General features: G+C 37.9%; 23 protein-coding genes. 19 read left to right on the forward strand and 4 right to left on the reverse strand.

What is annotated here, in order from left to right; translation table 11 throughout:
• Positions 1 to 13: 13 nt before the first annotated feature.
• From O1Q80_RS03920 to O1Q80_RS03955, 8 genes are all read left to right on the forward strand, one after another.
• The gene (locus O1Q80_RS03920; RefSeq protein WP_386695794.1) at positions 14 to 574 is read left to right on the forward strand and encodes a TadE/TadG family type IV pilus assembly protein; all 561 of its coding nucleotides are present in this window, start codon (positions 14 to 16) and stop codon (positions 572 to 574) included.
• Positions 543 to 1,154: a tight adherence pilus pseudopilin TadF gene (gene tadF / locus O1Q80_RS03925; protein WP_386695795.1), complete on the forward strand. Its 612-nt coding sequence runs from the start codon at positions 543 to 545 to the stop codon at positions 1,152 to 1,154. Before O1Q80_RS03920 ends, tadF begins: the two co-directional genes overlap by 32 nt.
• Positions 1,155 to 1,175: 21 nt before the next feature.
• On the forward strand, positions 1,176 to 2,777 hold the full coding sequence (locus O1Q80_RS03930; protein WP_386695797.1) for a TadE/TadG family type IV pilus assembly protein: 1,602 nt from the start codon (positions 1,176 to 1,178) through the stop codon (positions 2,775 to 2,777).
• Between the two features lie 230 nt (positions 2,778 to 3,007).
• Positions 3,008 to 3,193, forward strand: coding sequence for a hypothetical protein (locus O1Q80_RS03935; RefSeq protein WP_386695799.1), 186 nt, complete (start codon positions 3,008 to 3,010; stop codon positions 3,191 to 3,193).
• 254 nt (positions 3,194 to 3,447) lie between these two features.
• Positions 3,448 to 5,331, forward strand: coding sequence for a beta-glucoside-specific PTS transporter subunit IIABC (locus O1Q80_RS03940; RefSeq protein WP_386695800.1), 1,884 nt, complete (start codon positions 3,448 to 3,450; stop codon positions 5,329 to 5,331).
• A 110-nt stretch (positions 5,332 to 5,441) separates the two neighbouring features.
• Positions 5,442 to 6,914, forward strand: coding sequence for a prolyl oligopeptidase family serine peptidase (locus O1Q80_RS03945; RefSeq protein ID WP_386695802.1), 1,473 nt, complete (start codon positions 5,442 to 5,444; stop codon positions 6,912 to 6,914).
• 10 nt (positions 6,915 to 6,924) lie between these two features.
• Complete coding sequence (locus O1Q80_RS03950; RefSeq protein WP_386695804.1) at positions 6,925 to 8,868, forward strand: glycoside hydrolase family 3 N-terminal domain-containing protein; 1,944 nt, start codon at positions 6,925 to 6,927, stop codon at positions 8,866 to 8,868.
• Between the two features lie 24 nt (positions 8,869 to 8,892).
• Positions 8,893 to 10,353: a glycoside hydrolase family 1 protein gene (locus O1Q80_RS03955; protein ID WP_386695805.1), complete on the forward strand. Its 1,461-nt coding sequence runs from the start codon at positions 8,893 to 8,895 to the stop codon at positions 10,351 to 10,353.
• Positions 10,354 to 10,440: 87 nt separating this feature from the next.
• On the opposite strand, the gene licT is transcribed toward O1Q80_RS03955, so the two are convergent.
• Entirely contained in the window at positions 10,441 to 11,277 is an 837-nt protein-coding gene (licT, locus tag O1Q80_RS03960; RefSeq protein WP_386695807.1) for a BglG family transcription antiterminator LicT, read from the reverse strand.
• A gap of 207 nt (positions 11,278 to 11,484) precedes the next feature.
• On the opposite strand from licT, the gene nagE reads away from it, so the two are divergent.
• The 3 genes from nagE (at position 11,485) to O1Q80_RS03975 (ending at position 14,000) form a co-directional block, all read left to right on the forward strand.
• Positions 11,485 to 12,942: an N-acetylglucosamine-specific PTS transporter subunit IIBC gene (gene nagE, locus O1Q80_RS03965; protein WP_386695809.1), complete on the forward strand. Its 1,458-nt coding sequence runs from the start codon at positions 11,485 to 11,487 to the stop codon at positions 12,940 to 12,942.
• A 121-nt stretch (positions 12,943 to 13,063) separates the two neighbouring features.
• Positions 13,064 to 13,357, forward strand: a complete 294-nt coding sequence (locus O1Q80_RS03970) for a hypothetical protein (protein ID WP_386695811.1) — start codon at positions 13,064 to 13,066, stop codon at positions 13,355 to 13,357.
• Between the two features lies 1 nt (position 13,358).
• Complete coding sequence (locus tag O1Q80_RS03975) at positions 13,359 to 14,000, forward strand: zeta toxin family protein (RefSeq protein WP_386695812.1); 642 nt, start codon at positions 13,359 to 13,361, stop codon at positions 13,998 to 14,000.
• 30 nt (positions 14,001 to 14,030) lie between these two features.
• On the opposite strand, the gene O1Q80_RS03980 is transcribed toward O1Q80_RS03975, so the two are convergent.
• The 3 genes from O1Q80_RS03980 to O1Q80_RS03990 all read right to left on the reverse strand — a co-directional run bounded on the left by O1Q80_RS03980 (position 14,031) and on the right by O1Q80_RS03990 (position 17,174).
• Positions 14,031 to 16,292: an NADP-dependent malic enzyme gene (locus O1Q80_RS03980; RefSeq protein ID WP_386695814.1), complete on the reverse strand. Its 2,262-nt coding sequence runs from the start codon at positions 16,290 to 16,292 to the stop codon at positions 14,031 to 14,033.
• Positions 16,293 to 16,479: 187 nt separating this feature from the next.
• Positions 16,480 to 16,875 carry a type II TA system antitoxin MqsA family protein gene (locus O1Q80_RS03985; protein WP_386695817.1) on the reverse strand — a complete coding sequence of 132 codons (396 nt, stop codon included), beginning with the start codon at positions 16,873 to 16,875 and terminating at the stop codon, positions 16,480 to 16,482.
• A gap of 2 nt (positions 16,876 to 16,877) precedes the next feature.
• Positions 16,878 to 17,174, reverse strand: coding sequence for a type II toxin-antitoxin system MqsR family toxin (locus O1Q80_RS03990; RefSeq protein ID WP_386692540.1), 297 nt, complete (start codon positions 17,172 to 17,174; stop codon positions 16,878 to 16,880).
• A gap of 229 nt (positions 17,175 to 17,403) precedes the next feature.
• On the opposite strand from O1Q80_RS03990, the gene O1Q80_RS03995 reads away from it, so the two are divergent.
• From O1Q80_RS03995 to O1Q80_RS04030, 8 genes are all read left to right on the forward strand, one after another.
• Complete coding sequence (locus tag O1Q80_RS03995; RefSeq protein ID WP_386695819.1) at positions 17,404 to 18,354, forward strand: tripartite tricarboxylate transporter substrate binding protein; 951 nt, start codon at positions 17,404 to 17,406, stop codon at positions 18,352 to 18,354.
• A 36-nt stretch (positions 18,355 to 18,390) separates the two neighbouring features.
• A complete protein-coding gene (locus tag O1Q80_RS04000) occupies positions 18,391 to 18,837 on the forward strand; it encodes a tripartite tricarboxylate transporter TctB family protein (protein WP_132301514.1) in 447 nt (148 codons plus the stop codon).
• A 9-nt stretch (positions 18,838 to 18,846) separates the two neighbouring features.
• The gene (locus tag O1Q80_RS04005; protein ID WP_132301512.1) at positions 18,847 to 20,349 is read left to right on the forward strand and encodes a tripartite tricarboxylate transporter permease; all 1,503 of its coding nucleotides are present in this window, start codon (positions 18,847 to 18,849) and stop codon (positions 20,347 to 20,349) included.
• 17 nt (positions 20,350 to 20,366) lie between these two features.
• Entirely contained in the window at positions 20,367 to 21,284 is a 918-nt protein-coding gene (locus O1Q80_RS04010; RefSeq protein WP_386695822.1) for a dihydrodipicolinate synthase family protein, read from the forward strand.
• Between the two features lie 21 nt (positions 21,285 to 21,305).
• Positions 21,306 to 22,235, forward strand: a complete 930-nt coding sequence (gene rbsK / locus O1Q80_RS04015; protein WP_386695823.1) for a ribokinase — start codon at positions 21,306 to 21,308, stop codon at positions 22,233 to 22,235.
• Positions 22,236 to 22,299: 64 nt separating this feature from the next.
• On the forward strand, positions 22,300 to 22,560 hold the full coding sequence (locus O1Q80_RS04020) for an AbrB/MazE/SpoVT family DNA-binding domain-containing protein (protein ID WP_386695824.1): 261 nt from the start codon (positions 22,300 to 22,302) through the stop codon (positions 22,558 to 22,560).
• A complete protein-coding gene (locus O1Q80_RS04025) occupies positions 22,561 to 22,917 on the forward strand; it encodes a type II toxin-antitoxin system PemK/MazF family toxin (protein ID WP_386695825.1) in 357 nt (118 codons plus the stop codon).
• A gap of 5 nt (positions 22,918 to 22,922) precedes the next feature.
• On the forward strand, positions 22,923 to 23,924 hold the full coding sequence (locus O1Q80_RS04030; RefSeq protein ID WP_386695826.1) for a substrate-binding domain-containing protein: 1,002 nt from the start codon (positions 22,923 to 22,925) through the stop codon (positions 23,922 to 23,924).
• Positions 23,925 to 23,936 lie beyond the last annotated feature (12 nt).

The following is a 23,936-nucleotide window of genomic DNA, read 5'->3' on the forward strand; positions in this document are numbered from 1 at the left end:
AAAAGGTTAATTTATGATAAAGAACTTGAAGAAAATGCTAGTAAACCCGAATGGGGTTTCTACTATCGAATTTTCTCTCACCGTTGGTATCTTCTTTTTTGTGGTGTTTCTCATTTTTGAATTATGCCGCTTGGCGATTATTTCCGCCTATTGGGATTTAGCGATTACTGAAAGTGTCAGAATCGCTAAAAACCAACGGGCAGCCAATAGTGACTATAAAACCCAGTTTGAGAAAATCTTAATAGAGCAACGCAATAGCTTACGGAGTGGTACGATTGCGTTCTTAGGGGAAGCCAAGAATGAATTAAAGGTCAAGGTTACGTATATTAATGCGTTTGATTTTAAAACGATTGATAATTTATTTAAAGAAGAAGATTCAAATAGTGGACAAAATGGACAGACAACTCCCCAAACAGGGCGAAATGCTGCCTTGGCATTATACACCGTAAAATATAGTTATCAGCCAGTCGTACCTTTGCCATTTTTACCGACAAGCTGGACGAATAATTTATTAGAAAGAAAAATTGTTATGGTACAAGAATATGAAAGATCGCAATTTCAATACACAAATTAAATCTTTTTCCAGCAATAAAAAAGGCTCGGTTACGATTGAGTTTGTTCTTATCATGATTGTGTTAGCGGTTATTTTTGCTTTTATGGCAGATTTAGTGTTTGTGCGTTCGACTTTAGGAAAACTAGATAATGCCTCTTATTCATTAGTTAATATATTGCGTGAACGTAATCAACTATATAATGGCAGTGAAACTTTTTCAGAGAATGAAGAAGAAATAGATAAGGACGATTTGACTATCTTTAAGAAACTAGCATCACGAATTCTGTATGGAGAAAAGCATGATTACAATGATGTGATGATTGTTTTGGAGCAGTTGACTTTTACAGGAGCAACATCAAGTACACTTACAACATTAGGTGATACTAGCAAGTGCAAACCAAGCACAACATTAGATCAGCGTGCAAATTTATCACCACGTTCAGAGCGTATTGATAATAATGGTAATCAGCGGAAAATTCCACTTTATCAAGTTACCGTTTGTATGGAAACTGGCAGTGGCTTATTTAGAGCCTTAGTCGCAGGTGATAGTGCTAAATCAAACGGAATGCTACGTTCTACCTCTTTAGCTGTATCCCGTTAATATTATAGAAGAGATTTTAATGTGAAAAACATAGTTTATATTGCCAAAAATAGTTATAAAGCCACACTTCATTTTTATAAAAATGAAAGTGGGGTTTATAGCGTTATGATGGGATTACTTTCTGTTGTATTGGTGGGTTTAATTGCCTTTGCAGTAGATGGATCAGGGCTGTTATTAGATAAAGCTCGTTTTGTACAAGGTATGGAACAAGCGAGTTTGGCTTTGGTGGCAGAGAATAATGCTTATAGACAAAATCAAAAGCATGATGATGTTACACGTCAAAAAAGTAATGATTCGAATGAAACATTAAATTTGGATCAGCAACAAAAACAACGCAATCAAGAATTAATTAGGGGAATTGTTCAAAGCTATTATTTAGGTAATACTTATCGTTCTAATCCTCAAGATAATAATAAAGATATTACAGATGAATACAAATCTGATTGTCATCTAGTTGATAGTAATGCTAATGGTATTCCTAAAACTGTAGCTTGTGAAGTAAGCGGTAATTTTGATCGCCCGTCTTGGCTTTATTTAAAAGATCAAGCGTTGTCTTTTGACAAAACAGAAAAAATCTCTTCTGGTTCAGTTTATGCACAGAAAAATCAGGATGAAGTTATACCATTGGATTTGATGTTGGTTAGTGACTTTAGTGGTTCTATGAACGATCCTCTTCTGGATAAAAATCAAAAAGAAGTTAAAGATCAATATGGACGTTCTCAGCCTAAAGTAAAAGTTCTTAAAGAGGTTGTAGAGTCTGTTAGTGCAGATTTATTAGATTCTAAAAAAGCTAAACAAGAAAACCGTAATATTAGTCCCTTTAATCGCATAGGTTTTGTTTCATTTGCATTTGGTGCTCAGCAAAGGAGAGATGCAAAGAAATGTTATATTCCTTTCTTTTTTGATAGTGAGAGTAATCTTAATACAGCGAAAGATCTTCTTGCAACACATGGTAAAAGAGATTTAGCTTATCCGTATTTTAACGAGCATGTGGACTTAGAGAAGACTGTTAATCAAATTGAGAATTTTAAAGGGGAGGACATTGAGTATCCTTTTTCTTTTGCTAAGTCGTATAGTTTGTGTTTACATGAAAATGCTTCAATCATGACAACATCAAATAATTGGTTTGGTCAGAATCAGCATGATAGTTTAAGTACTCAATTTAGTGCATTGAAAGCCTCTGGTAGTACATTAAGTAGCTCGGGCTTATTGATTGGGGCGAATTATTTAATGTTGAAAAATACAGATTCTAAGGCACAGCCATCAGTATTAAAAACGAATACACAGCGTATCATTTTGGTATTATCTGATGGACGAGATCAGATTCATACTGATATAACAGTGACAACAGATCTGATTAAAACAGAACTTTGTAGTAAAATCAAAAGTAAGATAGATTCTTTGCAGGATCCTAATTATACAACACGTCCCACTAGGATTGCTTTTGTCGCTTTTGGTTATGAACTGAAAGAAGATACAAAAAAAGCATGGCGTAAGTGTGTTGGTGACTATTACTATCAAGCAAATAGTAAACAACAGCTTCTTGATACTTTCCACCAAATCCTTAATTTAAACGAAGAAGTTGGACATTCACTTAATTCAGAACCTAAATACTATAATTAACATCCACTCCCGTTTCCCAAAACATCATAGGTTTTGGGAAACTTATTTTCCCAATTATTATGTGATTTTCAGTACCTATATTTTTATTATCTAATCGTGCCTTATATCATTGCCCTAAAGGACAGTGTTTTGCGGCACGATCAGATAAAACAGAATTTGTATTTCATTACATTACAATATTTTGGGTGTTATAGTGAAATACATTATCAACTTAATAGGAGAGTAATTCTATGTCTAATTTAAGTTACTTGAAACCCAATGCCGAAACCTTAGAAGCTATGGAAGAAGTGAACAGTGGCAATATGGAATATCATCTTGTTGATGATGATCCAGCTAACCAAATGCTGAACATTGCTAAGGATAATGTTAATGCAAAAAAATTAAATGAAACGCCTAATTCAGAATTATTTGAGTAATTTGGATAAGTTTGTGAGATTTTTTAAATAAAAATCACCGCACTTTTGCAGAAATTTTCCTAGAATTTGTGATCAATGTCACAATTTTATAAATTAATGTTTTACAAAATATCTCGTTTCTGATTATACTCAAGCCAACACTTAGGGTGTTACGTTAATTCGGCAAGCCTAAGCAAAATAACAACTCGTTTGAGCGTTATTTTGCTTAGGCTTTTTTATTACCTCAAAATTAAACACATTAAGAGGAACGCATTATGGCTAAAGATTTCGGTAAACTTGCTCGAGAGATCATACAACAGGTAGGCGGTGAACAAAATGTACATTCCTTGGTACATTGTGCGACACGATTACGTTTCGTGTTAAAAGACCGTACCAAAGCGAATAAAGATGCACTTAGTCAGACCGCTGGAGTGATTAGCGTGGTAGAAAGCGGCGGACAATTTCAGGTGGTGATTGGTAATAATGTACCAAAAGTCTATGCGGAAATTATGAATATTGCCAATATTGAAGCAGGTGATACGAAAGATTTACCGAAAGCCAGCGTGATTAATCGGGCTATTGATTTCTTAGCAGGTTCATTTACGCCGATGATTGGGGTCATGGCTGGCTCGGGTATTCTAAAAGGCGTATTGGCTATTCTTTCTGTAGCAGGTTGGATAGATCCTCAATCGGGTACTTATTTGGTGTTAGATGCCACTGCTAGTGCAACCTTTTATTTCTTACCCGTCTTTTTAGCTTTTTCAAGCTCACAAAAATTAAAAACCAGCCCTTATATTGCGGTAGGTGTCGCCACTGCCTTGCTTTATCCCTCTTTGGTAGAAATAGCCAGCAATGGTAAAGACTTGGTTTTATTTGGTTTTGATGTAGCAGTAATGACCTACACTTACAGCGTTATCCCAATTTTACTGGCGGTGTGGGCTCAATCTTATGTACAACGCTTTTTTGAAAAAATCTGGCACGAATCCGTGCGGAATTTCTTTGCTCCAGCCTGTACCTTGGCTGTGGTTGTGCCATTAACCTTATTAATTATTGGTCCTATCGGTTCAGGCATCGGACATGCTTTGGCATCTGCACTGTCTTGGATGATGGAAGTTAGCCCAGTGCTAACGGGTTTATTTGTGGGCGGTATTTGGCAAGTGTTGGTGATTTTTGGCATTCACTGGAGTGTGGTGCCGATTATGATTAACAATATGGCAGTGATTGGTTTTGATGTCATTGCACCATTAACGGGTGCTGCTGTACTTGGGCAAGCAGGGGCGACTTTTGCGGTATTTTTAAAATCACGCAACAAAGAGATTAAATCCCTTGCTGGTTCAACCGCTTTTTCTGGCGTTTTGGGGATTACCGAGCCATTAATTTACGGGATTACTTTACGTTTCAAAAAGCCCTTTATTTATGGCGTTGTCGGCGGTGCGATTGGCGGTGCAGTGATGGCATTGAGTACGGTGAAAATGTTTGCCTTTGGTTTCAGCGGATTATTGCTTTATCCTGTGTTAATCGGTCCAGAAAGTTCTTTGCTATTCTATTCGTTCGGTTTAGCCACAGCCTTTCTCGTGGGCTGTATATTAACTTATCTTTTCGGCTATAACGATGATATGTTGCCAAAATCGGCTAATAATGTAGAGCCGACTACCACATCGGAAAATACAGTCGTTCACACTATTCCATTAGAAAAATTCAGTTTAATCAGCCCATTAGAGGGAGAAGTGCATAAATTATCTAGCATTGAAGATCCAATGTTTTCCTCCGAAGCACTTGGCAAAGGAGTTGCGATTTTGCCGACTAAAGGCGAATTGATTTCACCCGTTAACGGCATCGTTAGCTCAATTTTCCCGACTAAACACGCCTACAACATTGTGTCCGATGATGGCTTGGAAATTCTGATTCATATTGGTATAGATACCGTAAAACTAGGTGGCAAGCATTTTAAAACCTTGGTAACAGACGGTGAGCATATTTCTGCTGGGCAGTTGTTAGGTAGATTTGATATTGAGGCAATTACTCAAGCAGGCTATTCAGTCATGACCCCTGTCATTATTGCCAATAGCGAGCGTTATCTTGATGTGATTGTTACCGCCGAACCACACATTGCACAAAATGAACCGTTAATAAAAGTATTACAAACCACCACGGCATAACGGCTTTTCTCTCCATTTAAGCGTAGAGAATATAGTTTAAATTTAGAAAGTGCGGTGTAAAAAATGAAAAATTTTGCTAAAAACCACCGCACTTTTGAGGAGATATTACGATGAAAAAATTATTTATGTTGACTTTCGCTGCTACCATTTTGTTAAGCGGATGCCAAGCAGTCAATCCGTCTTATTCTCAACAGGCTAAAACGACAATTTTGGTGCAAGGGCAAGAGGGCGGACCGAATGTGCCGAAAGTGATTATTGCATTAAACGATGAAGTAACGAGTTTTGACAATCAGAATATCAGCATTACTACCGCGGGCGTGCAACGTGAGCTGAAAAATGCTTATATTTCAGATGCTCAAGGTAATCCGCAAGCTAAATCAAGGTTCATCACGTTGGAACTCAGCGTGCCTTATCAAGACCATAGCTATGTGGCATCGCCGTTTGTTTATAATGCACAAAAATTTATGAATGAATGGGCGACAGAGTATCGGGTTCAAACCGCTATTCAATCATTGACGATTAATGGTAAAAATTATTCTTTAAACCTCGATCAAGATGCAATCAACAACCGCCTTGTGCCAGACACCACATTGTTTAACGTGCGTAGTGCATTTTCGGGCAGTTATCGAAATCCATACAATCGGAAAATTGAAAAATTAACCTTACAAACCGCCGCTTTTGAACCTGAGAATTTAAAACAAGGTGAAAAAAATCCATTGATTATTTGGTTGCACGGACAAGGCGAGGGTGGCACCGATCCCGATATTGCGATTCTGGGTAATGAAGCCTCAGCCCTAGCCAAATCACCGATTCAGCATTATTTCCACGCAGGTAAACAAACTGGTGCTTATGTGTTGGTCGTGCAAACGCCAACCTATTGGATGGATGAGGGTGACGGCAAAAATGGCGGTGGAGCAAACCCATCTCGTTATACGCAAATTTTAATGGATACGATTAAAGCCTATGTGAAATCTAATCCTGATGTAGATAGTCGCCGTATTTATTTAGGCGGTGATTCCAATGGTGGCTATATGACGGTGAATATGCTGGTTAATTATTCGAACTATTTTGCTGCGGCTTATCCAATTTGTGAGGCTTACTCTTATTTCCAACATAAAAAAGATAATCAAGGGCAATATGTCACCCAACAAGGCACGGGTACGGAAGCCTTTGTAACAACCGATAGCCGTTGGTTTAGCACAGCAAAAGCCAATAAAATTAAGCATATTCCCATTTGGTTTGTGGCATCAAACGATGATCCTGTAGTGAATCCGCACAAATATTCGCAACCGACCTATCAAGCCTTACTCAAAGCAGGTGCAAAAAATGTGTGGTATTCCTATTTTGAAACGGTGCAAGGTACAGATACTCCAAATACGCGATATTCTGGGCATTTTTCGTGGATTTATGTGCTAAATGATCAAGTGCGTGGTGTACAAAACCCTGCTAAGATTTTACTGGCAACGGCACCAAATTATGGCTTTGAACCAAGTAACGCCAACTTTGGCGGTAACTTCCAAGCTAAATTTAATGGAAAAAGCTATTCCAATTTATTTACTTGGTTGAATGATCAACGAAAATAAGGAGAAAAGCATGAAAACTATCTTCAAATTATTACCTGTAGCAACCTTAGTGCTTGCTGCTTGTGCCAGTCAATCTGTACAACAACCAGAGTTAGGGGCGAAAAATTTACCCATTCTTGAGCTAAACGGCTTACGTTTTAAAGATTTCAACCGAAACGGTAAATTAGAACCTTTTGAAGACTGGCGAAATAGCCCTGAGCAACGAGCCAAAGATTTAACTGCTCGTCTTTCCATTGAGCAGAAAGTGGGATTGATGTTTCATTCTACTTTGCCAAATAAAAAGGATTCTAGCACTGAATATGATTTAGTTGAGCTAAAAAATTTGGTGCAAACTAAACATGTTAATCATTTAATCACCCGTCTTGCCACTACGCCAGCCAACTTCGCTGAACAAAATAATCTGGCTCAACAAGTAGCGGAGCAAACTGAATTTGCGATTCCGCTTTCGGTCAGTTCCGATCCGCGTCACCATTTCTTGCGTGTAGCAGGTACACCAGTTAACGAGGGTTTTTCCAAATGGCCAGAAACCTTAGGTTTTGCCGCCTTAAATGATCCGCAGTTGACGAAACAATTCGGGCAAATTGCTGGCAAAGAATATCGTGCGGTAGGGATTCAAGTGGCTCTTTCACCACAAGCAGATCTTGCGACTGAACCCCGTTGGTCGAGAGTGACTTCTACTTTTGGTTCTAATCCTGACGTAGTGAGTCAACAGGTAGGGGCATATATCGAAGGCTTTCAACAAGGCAATCAGGGGGTAAATCCACAAAGTGTGGCAACCATTGTGAAACACTGGGTGGGCTATGGAGCCGAGCCGAACGGTTATGACGGACATAATTATTACGGACGTAACGCCCAACATACGGCAGACAGTTTCGCTTTGCATGTCAAAGCCTTTGACGGAGCATTTACTGCCAGTACCGCTGGCGTAATGCCAACCTATCCGATTTTGAATGGTGCAACAGTCAATGGTCAACCGTTGGAAAAAGTGGGGGCGGGTTATAGCAAACAATTACTCACTGATTTGTTACGTAATGAAAAAGGCTTTAAAGGCATTATTTTGTCCGATTGGGGCATTACTCGTGATTGTACCAGTCAATGTACCAACCCGACTAAGGCTAATCCGCAAACCTTAAAGCAAGTGGCAATGCCTTGGGGCGTGGAGAATTTAACCGTGCAACAACGCTATGTGAAAGCACTCAATGCAGGATTGGATCAATTCGGTGGCACGGATAACGTTGAACCGTTACAAAGTGCGGTGAAAAATGGTGAGATTTCTGAACAACGCCTTGCTCAATCGGTACAGCGGATTCTTGAGCAAAAATTTGCACTAGGCTTATTTGAAAATCCTTATGTTGATGTTACAGCAACGGCAACGGTGTTTAATAATGCCGAAACTAAAGCCTTGGCTCATCAGGCTCAACAACAAGCCCAAGTATTATTGGAAAATAATGGCTTAATGCCTGTGCAAAGTGGCAAAAAAGTCTATTTACATAATGTGGATGCAACGGTTGCCAAACAATATGGCTTTACCGTAGTGAAAAAACTTTCGCAGGCAGATTTTGCCATTGTTCGACTTGAAACGCCGTTTGAATATCCGCATAGTGAATTTTATTTCGGTAGTTTGCAACATGAGGGACGGCTTAATTTCTTAGCTTCCGATAAAGATTATCAAGTAGTGCAAAGTCTTGCCAAAGCTCATGTACCGACCATTGTTTCGGTGTATATGGACAGACCAGCAATTTTAACCAATATTAAGGATAAAGCTGCTGTACTGATGGTTAATTTCGGAGCGGATGACAATGCTTTATTTGATGTTGTCACAGGCAAAGCTAAAGCTCAAGGCAAATTGCCGTTTGAATTGCCACGTTCAATGCAGGCAGTGGAAAAACAACATCCTGCTTTGCCAGATGATAGCGAAAATCCGCTTTATCCTTATGGCTACAGTTTCAATTAAATTTTATCAACAGAGGACAATATAATGAGTAAATTTCCAAAGGATTTTTTATGGGGCGGTGCTACCGCAGCCAATCAAATTGAGGGCGGTTGGGACGAAGATGGCAAAGGTTTAGCGGGTTCGGATATGGTGGCTTATGTGCCAAAAGAAATCCGCGGGCTAAAATCGGCAGCCATTGATGTATCTTCCGAACGCATTGATGAGATTTTATCGGGCAAATTTGAGGGGCGTTTTCCTAAACGTCACGGGATTGATTTTTATCATAAATATAAAGATGATATTGCCTTGTTCGGTGAAATGGGGTTTAAATGTTTTCGTATTTCTATTCATTGGGCGAGAATTTTCCCGAACGGTTATGATGAGCAACCAAATGAAGCAGGATTGAAATATTATGATGATATGTTTGATGAAATGCACAAACATGGCATTGAACCCATGGTTACGCTTTCGCACTATGAAACGCCGTTGGGTTTAACCCAAAAATATAACGGCTGGCTGGGGCGAGAAGTGATAGAACACTTTGTGCGTTATGCTAAAACCGTATTTAACCGCTATAAAGGCAAAGTGAAATATTGGCTGACGTTCAATGAGATCAATATGGTGACGATGCACAGTGCTTATTGTGGTGCTGGAGTTGTGTTAGATCGGGTACCTGCCGATCAACAGGAAAGTGCTAAATATCAGGCGTTGCATCACCAATTTTTGGCAAGTGCATTAGCCACTAAAGCCTTGCGTGAAATTGATCCAAATGCCAAAATCGGTTGTATGCTGGCACGCTTACACCATTATGCGTTAACCGCCGATCCTGCTGATCAACGCCAAGCACAATGGGGCAATCAACAAAACTTATTCTTTACCGATGTTCATGCTCGTGGTGAATATCCGAAATATATGTTACGTCATTGGGCGGAAAATAATGTGCAAATTCGTAAGGAAGTGGGTGATGATGAGATTTTGAAACAGCATACCGTGGACTATATTTCATTCAGTTATTATATGAGTTTAGCGGTAACGACCCATCCGCAAGAAGATGGTGATATTGGCGGTAATCTTTTACACGGGGTGAAAAATCCGTACTTAAAAGCCTCTGATTGGGGTTGGCAAATTGACCCAGTAGGTTTGCGGATTACCTTAAACGATATGTACGACCGCTACCAAAAACCATTATTCATTGTGGAAAACGGGCTAGGTGCTTATGACAAAGTTGAAAATGGTAAAATTCACGATAGCTACCGTATTGACTATCTCAAAGCTCATATCGAACAGATGGCAGAAGCCATTGCGGACGGTGTGGATCTTTGGGGCTATTTAGAATGGGGACCGATTGATTTAGTCAGTATGTCAACCTCCGAAATGAGTAAACGCTACGGCTTTATTTATGTGGATATTGACGATGACGGCAACGGCACGGGCGAGCGTATTCGCAAAGATTCATTCTATTGGTATAAAAAAGTCATTGCCAGCAATGGGGAAGATTTAGGCTAATTTTTAGGTCTTTACAACCTTTCAAGTGCGGTGAAAAAAATCAGTATTTTTTACACCGCACTTTTTTGCTTTTGTGCGATAGCAATTTCATTTACGAATAATACGTTGAATATGAATAGCCAAATATAACTGTTCATCTTGATTTAAGGTTTTATCAAAATTTTTGATTAGGTATTTATTAATTTTTTCCACACATTGATACACATCAGGATAGGCTTTTCGGGTTTGTTGATAGAGAAAATCATCACCAAAATTGGGGATTTCCTGATTGGAGAATAAGCGTTGCGAAAAATGTTGTAAATGGGTGATAAATCGTCCGCAATCAAAATCATTAGGATCTAATACCAGATTAAAATGATAGCCGACAATCGCTAAAATATCTTTAATGATTTGCATAGTACGATAGGTTTCAGGCATTTCACTGTCTGTACGAGCGTTAAAAATATGTAAAGCGATAAATCCTGCTTCATCATCGGTCATTTTCACATTCATTTCACGGTTAATTAATTGCACCGCATACTGCCCAATGGCAAATTCCTTTTTATAGAGGCGTTGAATTTCATAGGATAAGCCATTTTGGATTGGCTGTTGATGACGAAGTCGTTCTACTGCATGATAAATATGATCGGTTAAACTCACATAAATATTATTGGACAATTCCGTCCCTAACAGACGATTGGCGTGCTTGATAATACGATGGGTTAAACGAAAATATTGTGGTGGAATTTCACTTAAAATTTCAGTTAAATGAGTCGCAAAAATACTTTTATTTAAACTAAAGGTCTTCTCAATAGCTTGCTCATTAGCCAGATCTCCCACTTTTTTGTTAAAGGAAATGCCTTTGCCCAAAATAACTAATTCTGTGCCATGTTCATTTTCCGCCAAGATAGCGTTGTTGTTAAAGATCTTAGTAATTTTCAGCATAGCAATTTCCCGTATATTCAATCATAAAAGGTGGAAAATTCCAGACTCAATTTCATTATAGATAAACCTGACATAAAGTCTATTGGTTATAATAAAAAATATTTTTATAATTTATGACGGAGATCACATTTTTTAAATGATTTTTGAAGTAAAATTTCTTTCGCCGTAAATTAATAAATTAAACTTTCAAAATTCAAGGAGATCATTATGAGTATTCTCAATTATTTGCAAAAAATTGGGCGAGCATTAATGGTGCCTGTGGCAGCTTTACCAGCCGCTGCACTATTAATGGGTGTGGGGTATTGGCTTGATCCAGATGGTTGGGGAGCTAATAGTCAACTGGCAGCATTGTTAATTAAATCGGGTGGAGCAATTATCGATCAAATGCCTTTCCTATTTGCTATTGGTGTGGCTTTTGGTATGTCAAAAGATAAACACGGTTCTGCCGCACTGTCAGGTTTAGTGGGTTATTTAGTGGTAACAACATTGCTTTCCCCTGCAGCGGTCGCTCAATTACAAGGTATTCCAGCCGATCAAGTTCCAGCCGCCTTTAATAAAATTAATAACCAATTTATTGGGATTTTAGTCGGGGTGATTTCTGCTGAGTTATATAATCGTTTCCATACCGTTGAATTGCCGAAAGCCTTGGCTTTCTTTAGTGGTAAACGCTTAGTGCCAATCGTGGTGTCTTTGGTGATGATTATTGTTGCCTTTGTGTTACTTTATGTTTGGCCTGTGATTTTTGGTGGCTTGGTATCTTTCGGTGAATCGATTAAAGATTTAGGGGCAACGGGTGCAGGTATTTATGCTTTCTTTAACCGTTTATTGATCCCTGTTGGCTTACATCACGCCTTGAACTCTGTATTCTGGTTTGATGTGGCGGGTATCAATGATATTCCAAATTTCTTAGGTGGTGCTCAATCTCTTGCTGATGGTAAAGCCGTGGTTGGTGTAACGGGTATGTATCAGGCAGGTTTCTTCCCTGTTATGATGTTTGGTTTACCAGCCGCTGCATTAGCGATTTATCATAGTGCCAAACCTGCCAAAAAAGCACAGATTGCTTCCCTTATGTTTGCAGCGGCACTAGCTTCGTTCTTTACTGGTATTACTGAACCCCTCGAATTTGCTTTTATGTTTGTTGCACCTGTACTTTATCTAGTACACGCATTATTAACCGCACTTTCTGTCTATATTGCCGCATCAATGCACTGGATCGCTGGTTTTGGATTTAGTGCGGGGTTAGTGGATATGGTGCTTTCTTCTCGTAATCCATTGGCAGTGAGTTGGTATATGCTGATTGTTCAAGGTTTGGTCTTTGCTGCGATTTACTATGTGATATTCCGTACTGTGATCAAAATGTTCAACTTGAAAACCCCTGGTCGTGAAGATGATGAAGTGGTTGAAAATATTGAGCAAAATAATGCCAGTTATGAGCAACAAGCCGTACAATTTGTAAAAGCATTAGGCGGTAAACAAAATCTTAGCAATATTGATTATTGCACCACAAGATTACGTTTAACTGTGCAAGATATGCGTAAAATTAATGAATCCCAACTCAAAGCCTTAGGCTCAAAAGGTCTGGTCAAAATGGGCGATAATGGTTTACAAGTTATTCTGGGATTAGAGGCAGAATTTGTTGCTGAGGCGATGAAAAAAGTGAGTTAAGATAATTAAAATAACTTTTATAAAGCGGAGCAATCCGCTTTTTTACTTTTCGCAATTAACTTATTGCATTAAATAATTTTAGTGATAAATTTAGAGATAAATTGACTAAAGGAGAATTATTATGCTAACTCAAGAAAGAAAAGCACAGATGATTGAAAGCCTTAAAAAAGATTACGTTGTTCTGACCGATATTGTGGTTGAAGTTGTCGCTGATACCAAAGCCGATATGTTGATGATTGAATTGCAAGCAGGGCAAACTGATGAAATGGCAAAAGATGAAAAACGTCTATTAGACATAAAAAAAGCCTATTCAGCCCTATATAAAACCAATCAAGAAAAAGCCGTTGATATGATTGAACAAATTTACGAACTAAGTGATAAATACGATAAGCTACGTATTGCAAAAGGGCTTTAATATGGGCGATAAAACTAAACTTGATTTAAATAGTGTGAATAACAATTTTTATAAATCAATTAAAACGTTTAACTTACATAAATCAGATAATCCAATCGCTATATTTGTAACGGGGGTTAGCGGAAGTGGAAAATCTACCATGATAGATGATATAGAATTTAATGCGTTAAAAATACAGCCTGATAATTATCGTAAATTACACCCTAGAATAAACCAATTTAAGGAGAAATACGGTCGTGATGAAGCCTATAAAAGAACGAGTAAATATTCCTTTGAATTTGCAAAAGCATTAAGAAATAAAGCGATTGAAGAATATTTAAATGTGATTTATGAAGCTACTTTTTCAAAAGTGGCAACTGCTCAAGACCTGATTAAACCATTTATTGAAAATGGTTATCAAGTTGTTGTAGTTAAATTACCCATTGATGTTGAATTAAGTATTCAGCGGAATATCAGTCGATATGCGGAAAAACACTCTCAAGAACATACTATTCCAAGAATAACTAGTCGAGAAGATATTGAAAAAATGGCAGATAACTATGATCAGACTTTAAATGAAGTCAGTAAACAAGGTATTAAAATTATAAATAAAGCTGAACTGAAAGAATTACTAATTCACTTAAACAAAAATAATGCCCTGTAATAAACAGGGCATTTTTGAATATTTATACGATTATTGTGCTTTCACCGCAGCCACTGCTACCATATTAATAATACGGCGAACAGAGGATTTTGAGGTTAAAATATGAGCTGGTTTTTTGATACCCATTAAAATTGGACCAATAGTAATCGGGGTATGTGTACCTTGTAGCAAGTTTAAGCTAATACGAGCTGATTCCATATTTGGCATAATCAATAAATTAGCTGCACCTTTTAATGGGCTATCTGGCATCATTTCATTACGTAAACTTTCAGTCAATGCCACATCACAGTGCATTTCGCCATCAATGATTAAATCAGGGGCTTGAGCTTTCACTAATTGTAAAACTTGACGCATTTTCACCGCACTTGGGTGATCAGATGTGCCGTAGTTAGAATGAGAAATCAACGCAACCTGAGGTTCAATACCAAAACGGCGTACTTCTTCGGCAGCCATTAAAGTGATTTCTGCTAATTCTTCTGCACTTGGATCGGTGTTGACAAAAGTATCGGCTAAGAATAAGTTACGGTCAGAAAGAACGAGTCCATTCACTGTGGCTGGGACTTTCACTTCTTCTTTTACGCCTACGATTTCTTTTAATAAACCAAGGCTGGCTGAATAAGTTCCTACTAAACCGCACAACATGGCATCAGCATAACCTAATTCCAGTAAAGCGGAACCGATAGCTGCTGAATTATTAATCATTCTACGTTGTGCCATCGCTTTGGTCACGCCATTACGTTTCATTTTATTATGGTATAGTGTCCAACATTTCTCAAAAATTTCTGGGTTATCGGTGCTTAATACATCAAAATCTTTACCAGCTTCAATTTTTAAGCCTAGTTTTTTGATTTTTTGTTCAATAACCTCATTACGACCCACTAACACTGGGTAAGCAATACCAAGACCAGAAATTTCTTGTACTGCGTGTAAAATTTTGGTTTCTTCACCGTCTGCTAATAAGACCCGTTTTTTGTCTTTTTTCGCTTGGTCAAACACTGGTTTCATAAACAAATTGGTTTTGTAAACGAATTGCGTTAATGTTTCCAAATAAGCGTCCCAATCAGTAATTGGACGAGTTGCCACGCCGCTATCCATTGCCGCTTTCGCTACCGCTGGAGCAATACGCACGATTAAGCGTGGATCGAATGGTTTTGGAATAATATAATCAGGACCGAAAGACACTTCGTTGCCACCATAAGCCGAAGTAACGACTTCATTTTGTTCTGCAAGAGCAAGATCTGCAATAGCATGCACTGCCGCCATTTTCATTTCTTCATTAATGGTGGTCGCACTTACATCTAACGCACCACGGAAAATGAATGGGAAACAAAGCACATTGTTGACTTGGTTAGGGTAGTCAGAACGACCAGTACATACAATCGCATCGGCACGAGCTGCTTTGGCTTCAGGTGGAGTGATTTCAGGATCAGGATTTGCTAACGCCAAAATCAATGGACTGGCTGCCATGGATTTTACCATTTCAGCAGTCAATAAGCCTTTGGCGGAACAGCCTAAGAAAATATCGGCATTTTCAATCACATCGCCTAATGAACGTGTGCCGTTATCATCAATGGCATAGAGTTTTTTAGTGTCGTCCATACGGTCATCACGGTTTTTGTAGATTACCCCTTTAGAGTCGCAAACCACGATATTTTCCCGTTTCATGCCAAGCGAAACCAATAAATTCAAACACGCAATCGAGGCAGCACCTGCACCTGATGCGACTAAACGCACGTCTTCAATTTTTTTACCCACAATACGTAAACCGTTTAACACAGCCGCCGAGCTGATAATCGCTGTACCGTGTTGGTCATCATGGAAGACAGGAATGTGCATACGTTCACGTAATTTTTGCTCTATATAGAAACATTCAGGGGCTTTAATATCTTCAAGGTTAATCCCCCCAAAAGTTGGCTCAAGGGAAGCAATGATTTCTACTAATTTATCGGGATCTTTTTCATCAATCTCAATATCAAACACATCTACACCAGCGAATTTTTTAAATAACACGCCTTTCCCTTCCATCACAGGCTTACCCGCCAATGCTCCGATATTACCTAACCCAAGCACCGCAGACCCGTTAGAAATCACTGCCACTAAATTGCCTTTAGATGTATAACGATAGGCTTTAGCGGGATCTGCTTGAATATCTAAACATGGTTCGGCAACCCCTGGCGAATAGGCAAGCGCTAAATCTCGTTGAGTGGCTAGTGATTTGGTTGGAGTAACTTCAATTTTTCCAGGTTTTGGAAATTCGTGAAAATCTAAAGCAGCTTGACGTAAATCTGACATAGTTTTGATCCTTTTTATTGTGATTAATGAAACAAACAATTTTGCCATTATAAAACAAAATCAAATAAAAAAATGTGATATAAGGCAAATTTTTGCAATAAATTGTTAGGGGGGAAATGAGGTAATAGAAAAGTTTGGGGAGAATTTGTTATTTGGGCTAGGGGAATACCCCTAACCTAAATAGAAGTTAAGCCATTTCTGTCAATAAATCTGGATGTTTATCCAAAATTTTTAATAATTTAATTAATGCTACTGGTGGTGTGGCTTTTCCTGTTTCATAACGAGAAAATGCAGTTACGCCACCACCAAAAATAGCACCAGCTTGTCGTTGATCTAATTTTAATTTTTTACGAACACGTTGAATATAAAGCGGATCGGCTAATGTCGCATTAACCTGTTTATTAAATTCAATCATCGTTTCTGAAACACGTTGAGCATCAATAGGGTCAACTAATACTGAATCGCAATGACTACAATATTTACCTGAAACCCTAGGAATAACGGTTTTTTGTCCTTTGTAAGTATAAGACATATCACGTACATCTTGAATATACTCACCTGTGTTACATTCTATACATTTCATCCTTATAGCTCCTTAAATGAAACAATTAATACTTCATCAATTACAGTTAACTTGAGATAAATATTGCCATATTCCGTATTGGGGCGATAAACATCTTGCCAAATAGTATGATTAGCATAGGTCGTCATACTTTTATAAAAATCGGCAGGCGTTAACGCATTCACAATCTCGATCATTGTATTATGGTCAATTCCCATTTGAGCCGCACCAACCAAAGCAGACTGGGTTTGTGTGTATTTACTTTGAGCAATAAGCTCTTTGACTTTTTCAAGTTTACAATGTGGCGTTCGTTTTTCCATTTGGTTTAGAAGTAATTTATCTATTTGCTATATTTTAATCTATTAGATAAATTTTACAAGGGAAATATTCAACGCTTTTATTGTAAAAAAGAAAATTTGTGATCCAGCTCACAAATTCAACAAAAAGTGCTTTTTTTAGTTGATGTTTTCTTGTATTGTCTTTTTAAATTAAATCGAAACGTTTCGATTTAATTTGTGTCACATAATCTCTCATATTGGAGCGTACAAAATGAGTAAAAATCTAATCAAAATAGTCTTAGCCACTTCCGTTCTGTTTTCTGCAAGTGCTTTCGCTAATTATCCTGAAAAACCAATCACAATCATTGTTCCTTGGGCAGCTGGTGGTAATACAGATACTATTGCTCGTCTTGTTGCAAAAGGATTGCAGGAAGAATTAAAAACTAATGTTAATGTTATTAATCGTACTGGTGGTAGTGGCGTTGTCGGACATAATGCCATTAAAACAGCAAAACCTGATGGCTATACTTTAGGGGTTGTGACAGTTGAGATTGCATTAATGCATCATCAAAAAATGACAGATTTAAACTATAAAAACTATACACCAATTGTTCGTTTGGGCGTTGTGCCTGGTGGTGTGCAAGTAGGTAAAGATTCTCCATATAAAGATATTAATGAACTCTTGACAGCGATTAAAGAAAACCCAGGTAAATTAAAAGCATCGGGTAGTGGGTTAAATTCCATTTGGCATTTAAATTTATTGGGCATATTAAGAAGTGCTAATTTACCAACGGATGCAGTGAAATTTGTACCATCACAAGGGGCGAGTGCTGCGTTACAAGAACTTGTTTCTGGTGGTATTGATTTTGTTACTTCATCACCAGGTGAAGCTCAAAGTATGACCGATGCTGGAATGGTAAGACATTTAGCGATTACGACACCGACTAAAAGTGAACTTTATTCAGATATTCCTGTATATCAAGAGGCAACATCATATAAATGGAGTTTAAATGGATGGAATGTATTAACAGCACCACAAGGATTACCTGATGATGTAAAACAAGCCTTAACTAAAGCTATGGAAAAAGTTTATGCTTCAGGGGAATTGCAAAAATTTGCTAATAAACAAGGCTTTGAAGCGAGTGCGTTATATGGTGCTGAATTAGAGCAATTTATGGCAGATGAAGATAAAAAATTCGGTGAATTATTGTCTGCTGAATAATGTGGAGAATAGCCCCTTTAGGGGCTATTGAAATATATGATTAGATTACTTACCCCTGTTATATTGCTTATTTTTGGATTAATCATATCAGGATATAGTTATTATACTTATGGTGATTTTTCTGATTATGGAGCAGCATTTTATCCAACAATTATTGGGTTTTTAGTTTCTTTCTTTGGTCTGATTGATTTTATTATGGAAGTAAAACTACGAGATAAATATATTTTTCAGAGTTTTGATTGGTTACAAGATGGTAAAGTGATTCTTGCTATTTCTGTTATTGTATTGTTTTACTTATTTTCTTCAGAATATGTAGGTTTTATTCTAAGTGTGGCAATAATTTTGAATGTATTAACACAACCATTTTTAGAAAAGAATAGGCTATTTATTGGCAGTTTACTCTTTCTTTTGTCAATCGGTATCTATTTCTTATTTGCAAAAGTGTTGTTAGTGGGACTTCCTAGCGGAATGTTATTTGAATAGTAGGTAGCTATGGATATTTTAATAAATGCTTTTTCTTACATTGATCTCAATGCTATTTTAGCTATTTTAGGTGCTGGTCTATTTGGGTTGTTTGTTGGAGCAATCCCTGGTTTGACGGCTACAATGGCAGTTGCTTTAATGGTGCCTTTCACTTTCTTTATGGATCCTATTCCAGCTTTAGCCTTAATGATTTCTGTTGGAGCATCATCAATCTATGCTGGTGATATTCCAGGGGCATTGTTAAGAATACCAGGTACACCAGCTTCTGCCGCTTATGTGGATGATAGTTATCGTTTAGTTAAACAAGGAAAAGTGAATTTTGTTTTAGGACTTGGTCTATTAAGTTCGGTAATTGGTGGTGTGATTGGTTCAATAATTTTGGCTGTGAGTGCCCCTTATTTAGCAAAATTCGCTTTGAAATTTAGTTCCTTTGAATACACTTGGTTGTCATTATTAGGATTAAGTTGTGCAACGTTGATTGCTGGCAAATTTGTCACTAAAAGTTTGTTGACGTTGTTATTTGGTATATTGATCTCAACCATTGGTTTTGATGAATTTACAGGGCAGGCACGTTTTACTTTTGGTCTAGTGTCATTATATGAGGGAGTGAGTTTTATTCCTGCAATGATAGGCTTATTTGCTATTTCAGGAGCCATTGAATATTATGCGAATAGATATAAATTAACATCTAATGTAGATATTTCTGAGTTAGAAAATAATAAAAGCTCATTAAATCTATTTAAGGGACTTGCCAACCCCTTAAGTCAGAGAAAATGGAGTATTTTACGCAGTAGTATCATTGGAACGACTATTGGTGCATTACCAGGTGCGGGAGCGGATATTGCCGCATGGATTTCTTATGCTATTTCTAAAAAAACATCAAAAACGCCCGAGTTATACGGAAAAGGTTCACAAGATGCGATTATTGACGCATCAAGTAGTAATAATGCGAGTCTTGCTGGTAGTTGGATACCGTCATTAGTTTTCGGTATTCCTGGCGACTCAGCAGCGGCGATTATTATCGGCGTACTTTATATGAAAGATATGCAACCAGGTCCATCATTATTTTTGTTCCAACCAGATAAATTATATGCGGTGTTTATTTTATTTTTCATTGCCAATATTGCATTAATTCCTTTGGCATTAATTGTGGTTAATTTCTTAAAGAAAATTATTCAAATCAATAAAGATATTCTTTATCCAATAGTAATTATATTTAGCATTGTAGGATCTTATGCAATTAATAATTCCCCTGAAGCCGTAGTCGTTATGTTGCTTATGGGCGTTATTGGATATTTCTTACAAAAAAATCATTATCCAATTTCACCGATTATTTTAGGTATGATTTTAGGACCAATGTTAGAGAGAAATTTATTATCTTCTTTAACAAAATCAGATGGTAGTTTGCTTGCTTTTGTAGAAAGACCCGTTTCAGCCGTTTTAGCTTGCTGTTTCTTATTAGTGGTGATTTTACAAATTAAAGGCATTGTGAAAAATTTTAGTGAAAAATAATTAATTTGGAGAAAATTATGGAAATTCAAGGCATTATCCCTGTTATGCTTACCCCATTTACTACAAACAATGAAGTAGATTATGATGGCTTAAGAAAACTGACAGATTGGTATATTGATAATGGAGCAGATACATTATTTGCCACTTGTCAATCCAGTGAAATCCTTTATCTTTCACTGGAAGAAAAAATCAAAATAACGCAAACTGTTATCGATCAAACTAAAGGTCGTATTCCTGTGGTCACTTCAGGGCATACTGGTGCAACGTTTGATGAACAAGTGGCAGAATTGCAGGCAATGTATGATACAGGTGCGGATGCGGTGATATTAATTACTAATCGTTTAGATCCAAATAATGAAGGAACTGCGATTTTAAAAGCAAATTTTGAAAAATTATTATCTGCGTTACCAAAAGATATAACTTTAGGATTATACGAATGTCCTGTACCTTATCGCCGTTTATTAACCGATGAAGAAATTACATATTTTGCTGGTTTTAATAATATAGTGGTGCTAAAAGATGTTTCTTGTGATTTAGCAACCGTTAAACGCCGACTTAAGTTAACCCAAAATAGTAATTTGAAGATCATTAATGCCAATGCAGCTATTGCGTTTGAGGCAATGAAAGCAGGTTCTCAAGGATTTTCAGGGGTATTTAATAATATTCACCCTGATTTATATGCTTATTTGTATAAAAATAAAGAAAGCCAAGATCCTATCATTCAGGAATTAGCCCATTTCCTTGCGATTTGTGGGGCGGCTGAAAGTTTTGGTTATCCAAATTTTGCTAAATTAATGCACGTTAAAATTGGCACATTCAAACATTATGGCTCTCGAGTGATTCCAGCAGATATTAAAGAAAAATATTGGGCGGTGGAAGAATTGCTTGATCATATTATGCAAGGATCTGATCTATATCGTAGAAAAATTAAATAATATTATCATTTAAGGTTATTTATGAAAAAAACACTCACCATTCTTGGTAGCATCAACGCCGATCACGTTATTTCCGTTCCCCATTTCGCCAAACCTGGTGAAACGCTCACAGGACACCATTACTACATTGCCTATGGTGGCAAAGGGGCGAATCAAGCGGTGGCGGCAGCAAGGTTAAGTGATGAAAATACCCAAGTGAATTTTATCGGCTGTATTGGTGATGATGACATTGGTCGCACAATGAAAAATGCCTTTGAGCAGGACGGCATTAACACTCAATTTGTTCATCAAATCACCAACCAAACTACAGGGATTGCGATGATTCAAGTGGCAGCGAGTGGCGAAAATAGTATTGTGATTTCTGCTGGAGCGAACGGTTGTTTAGATGAAAATATTGTCGAGCAAAGCCGCAGCCAAATTGAGCAAGCAGATATGTTATTAATGCAACTTGAAACGCCATTGCCCGCCGTGATCAAAGCCGCTCAAATCGCCAAAAATAACGGCGTAAAAGTGGTGTTAAACCCTGCTCCTGCACAAAAATTGCCTGATGAATTATTGGCAAATCTTGCAATGATTACGCCTAACGAAACTGAAGCAGAAATTCTGACTGGGGTGAAAGTCACCGACCTTGAAAGTGCGGTGAAATCTGCCAAAATTTTTCATCAAAAAGGCATTGAAACCGTGTTGATTACGTTGGGTTCAAAGGGCGTGTTTGTAAGTCACCAAGGACAACAAGAAATTGTAGCAGGATTTAGAGTAAAAGCCGTTGACACCACCGCTGCAGGGGATACGTTTAATGGTGCATTTTTAATTGCCTTATTAGACGGCAAACCGTTACAAGATGCCATTCGTTTTGCTCACGCAGCAGCGGCGATTAGTGTTACCAGAGAAGGGGCGCAGCCGTCTATTCCAACCAGAGCAGAAACGTTGGATTTTTTAAAATCGATTTAGGACTTGTTTATCTTTCCTTTATCGTTGTAAAATATCATTTAATGATACATAAGAGGATATGAAGATGAGATTACAAGTGAAAAGCTGGGGAAATAGTAAAGCCATTCGACTGCCTAAAGATTTTACCCAGACGATGAATTTAGAAACAGGGGATTTTCTTGAATTAGCGAAAATTGATGATCAAACGATAAAATTAGTTGTGGTACCAAATAAATCTAAGCAAAAAAGATTAACCCTAGCTGAACGCATTGCGATGACCGCTTTTGACACTTTACCTGTTTGTGCAGAATGGGATTCAATGGAGTCCATCGGGGGAGAGATTTAAATGCCAAGAGCGAGTTTATTTAAGCGTGGGGATATTATTACGGTGTGTTTAAATCCCGTGATCGGTAAAGAAATACAAGGGGAATATCGCCCCGCATTGGTGTTGAGTAGCAGTGATTTTCATCAATTAGGCTTTATGATGATTGCACCGATTACACAAGGAAACGCTGAACTTGCTCGTGAAAATGGATTTGCGGTTACCCTAAGTGGAACAGGTTGCAAAACGCAAGGGGTTGTGGTGGCTTATCAAGCTAGGGTGATTGATTTTAGAAACCGGGGAGCAAAGAAAGTTGAAACGGTGCCAGATTATGTCTTATCTGAAGTGCAAGATATTGTTGAAGCTATTCTAAAAGATTAAATATTATGGCAACAATGAAAGACATCGCCCGCATTGCGCAGGTTTCCACATCTACTGTATCATTAGTCATTAACAACGCCCCTAATGTCAGCGAAGAAATGCGTGTCAAGGTGATGGCAGTGGTGAACCAACTGAATTATACGCCGTCAGCCCTTGCTCGTAGTCTTAAAATCAAAGAAACTCGTACTATTGGGATGTTAGTCACTACCAGTGACAACCCATTCTTTGCGGAAGTGGTGGCGAATGTGGAGCGTTATTGTAACCGATTGAATTATAACCTTATTTTGTGCAATACCGATGATGATCAACAACGCCTAGAAAAAAATATCCAAACACTGATTCAAAAGCAAGTGGACGGTCTGTTGTTAATGTGTACCGAAAGCCACTTTCAGACCCAACAAGTCAAACCCTTAAATTTAACCTTGCCTTGTGTGATTATGGACTGGTGGCCAACTGAAGTTTGTGCCGATAAAATCGTTGAAAATTCTGAACTTGGTGGCTATCTTGCCACAAAAACCTTAATTGAACATCATCATCAAAAAATTGGCATTATCACAGGAAGCCTAAAAAAACCGTTGGCACAAAACCGTTTAAAAGGCTTTAAACAGGCGTTAAGCGAGCATAATTTGCCGATTTACGAGCAGTGGATTATTGAAAGCCATTTTAATTTTAATGGTGGGATTTGGGGAATGGAGCAGTTACTCAGCCAAAACGAACGTCCAACAGCGGTGTTTTGTTGTAGTGATACCATTGCTCTTGGTGCTTATCAAGCCTTGTGGAGAGCTGGGTTATCTGTGCCACAGGATATGTCTATTATTGGTTATGATAATATCGCCCTTGCCCAATATCTTAGCCCACCGCTCACCACCATTCATCAGCCAAAAAATCGCTTGGCAGAAATGGCGGTGGATACGCTGTTGCAACGGATAAAAAATGCGGATAAAAATTACCGCACTTTAATGTTGGAGCCGAATGTCGTTTTGCGAGAATCCGTAGCAATTCCATAGCAAAAGTGCGGT

Source organism: Lonepinella sp. MS14435 (assembly GCF_042485795.1).
Taxonomy (GTDB): domain Bacteria; phylum Pseudomonadota; class Gammaproteobacteria; order Enterobacterales; family Pasteurellaceae; genus Lonepinella.

What these genes read in the sequence shown, in the direction of transcription:
- O1Q80_RS03955 (WP_386695805.1), top strand. Translation starts at nt 8,893, where the DNA reads ATGAGTAAATTTCCAAAGGATTTTTTATGGGGCGGTGCTACCGCAGCC.
- O1Q80_RS03975 (WP_386695812.1), top strand. Translation starts at nt 13,359, where the DNA reads ATGGGCGATAAAACTAAACTTGATTTAAATAGTGTGAATAACAATTTT.
- O1Q80_RS03920 (WP_386695794.1), top strand. Translation starts at nt 14, where the DNA reads ATGATAAAGAACTTGAAGAAAATGCTAGTAAACCCGAATGGGGTTTCT.
- O1Q80_RS03990 (WP_386692540.1), bottom strand. Translation starts at nt 17,174, where the DNA reads ATGGAAAAACGAACGCCACATTGTAAACTTGAAAAAGTCAAAGAGCTT.
- O1Q80_RS04005 (WP_132301512.1), top strand. Translation starts at nt 18,847, where the DNA reads ATGGATATTTTAATAAATGCTTTTTCTTACATTGATCTCAATGCTATT.
- O1Q80_RS04020 (WP_386695824.1), top strand. Translation starts at nt 22,300, where the DNA reads ATGAGATTACAAGTGAAAAGCTGGGGAAATAGTAAAGCCATTCGACTG.
- O1Q80_RS04025 (WP_386695825.1), top strand. Translation starts at nt 22,561, where the DNA reads ATGCCAAGAGCGAGTTTATTTAAGCGTGGGGATATTATTACGGTGTGT.
- O1Q80_RS03980 (WP_386695814.1), bottom strand. Translation starts at nt 16,292, where the DNA reads ATGTCAGATTTACGTCAAGCTGCTTTAGATTTTCACGAATTTCCAAAA.
- O1Q80_RS03970 (WP_386695811.1), top strand. Translation starts at nt 13,064, where the DNA reads ATGCTAACTCAAGAAAGAAAAGCACAGATGATTGAAAGCCTTAAAAAA.
- rbsK (WP_386695823.1), top strand. Translation starts at nt 21,306, where the DNA reads ATGAAAAAAACACTCACCATTCTTGGTAGCATCAACGCCGATCACGTT.
- O1Q80_RS03935 (WP_386695799.1), top strand. Translation starts at nt 3,008, where the DNA reads ATGTCTAATTTAAGTTACTTGAAACCCAATGCCGAAACCTTAGAAGCT.
- O1Q80_RS03945 (WP_386695802.1), top strand. Translation starts at nt 5,442, where the DNA reads ATGAAAAAATTATTTATGTTGACTTTCGCTGCTACCATTTTGTTAAGC.
- nagE (WP_386695809.1), top strand. Translation starts at nt 11,485, where the DNA reads ATGAGTATTCTCAATTATTTGCAAAAAATTGGGCGAGCATTAATGGTG.
- O1Q80_RS03995 (WP_386695819.1), top strand. Translation starts at nt 17,404, where the DNA reads ATGAGTAAAAATCTAATCAAAATAGTCTTAGCCACTTCCGTTCTGTTT.
- licT (WP_386695807.1), bottom strand. Translation starts at nt 11,277, where the DNA reads ATGCTGAAAATTACTAAGATCTTTAACAACAACGCTATCTTGGCGGAA.
- O1Q80_RS04000 (WP_132301514.1), top strand. Translation starts at nt 18,391, where the DNA reads ATGATTAGATTACTTACCCCTGTTATATTGCTTATTTTTGGATTAATC.
- O1Q80_RS03940 (WP_386695800.1), top strand. Translation starts at nt 3,448, where the DNA reads ATGGCTAAAGATTTCGGTAAACTTGCTCGAGAGATCATACAACAGGTA.
- O1Q80_RS03985 (WP_386695817.1), bottom strand. Translation starts at nt 16,875, where the DNA reads ATGAAATGTATAGAATGTAACACAGGTGAGTATATTCAAGATGTACGT.
- O1Q80_RS04030 (WP_386695826.1), top strand. Translation starts at nt 22,923, where the DNA reads ATGGCAACAATGAAAGACATCGCCCGCATTGCGCAGGTTTCCACATCT.
- O1Q80_RS03950 (WP_386695804.1), top strand. Translation starts at nt 6,925, where the DNA reads ATGAAAACTATCTTCAAATTATTACCTGTAGCAACCTTAGTGCTTGCT.
- O1Q80_RS04010 (WP_386695822.1), top strand. Translation starts at nt 20,367, where the DNA reads ATGGAAATTCAAGGCATTATCCCTGTTATGCTTACCCCATTTACTACA.
- tadF (WP_386695795.1), top strand. Translation starts at nt 543, where the DNA reads ATGAAAGATCGCAATTTCAATACACAAATTAAATCTTTTTCCAGCAAT.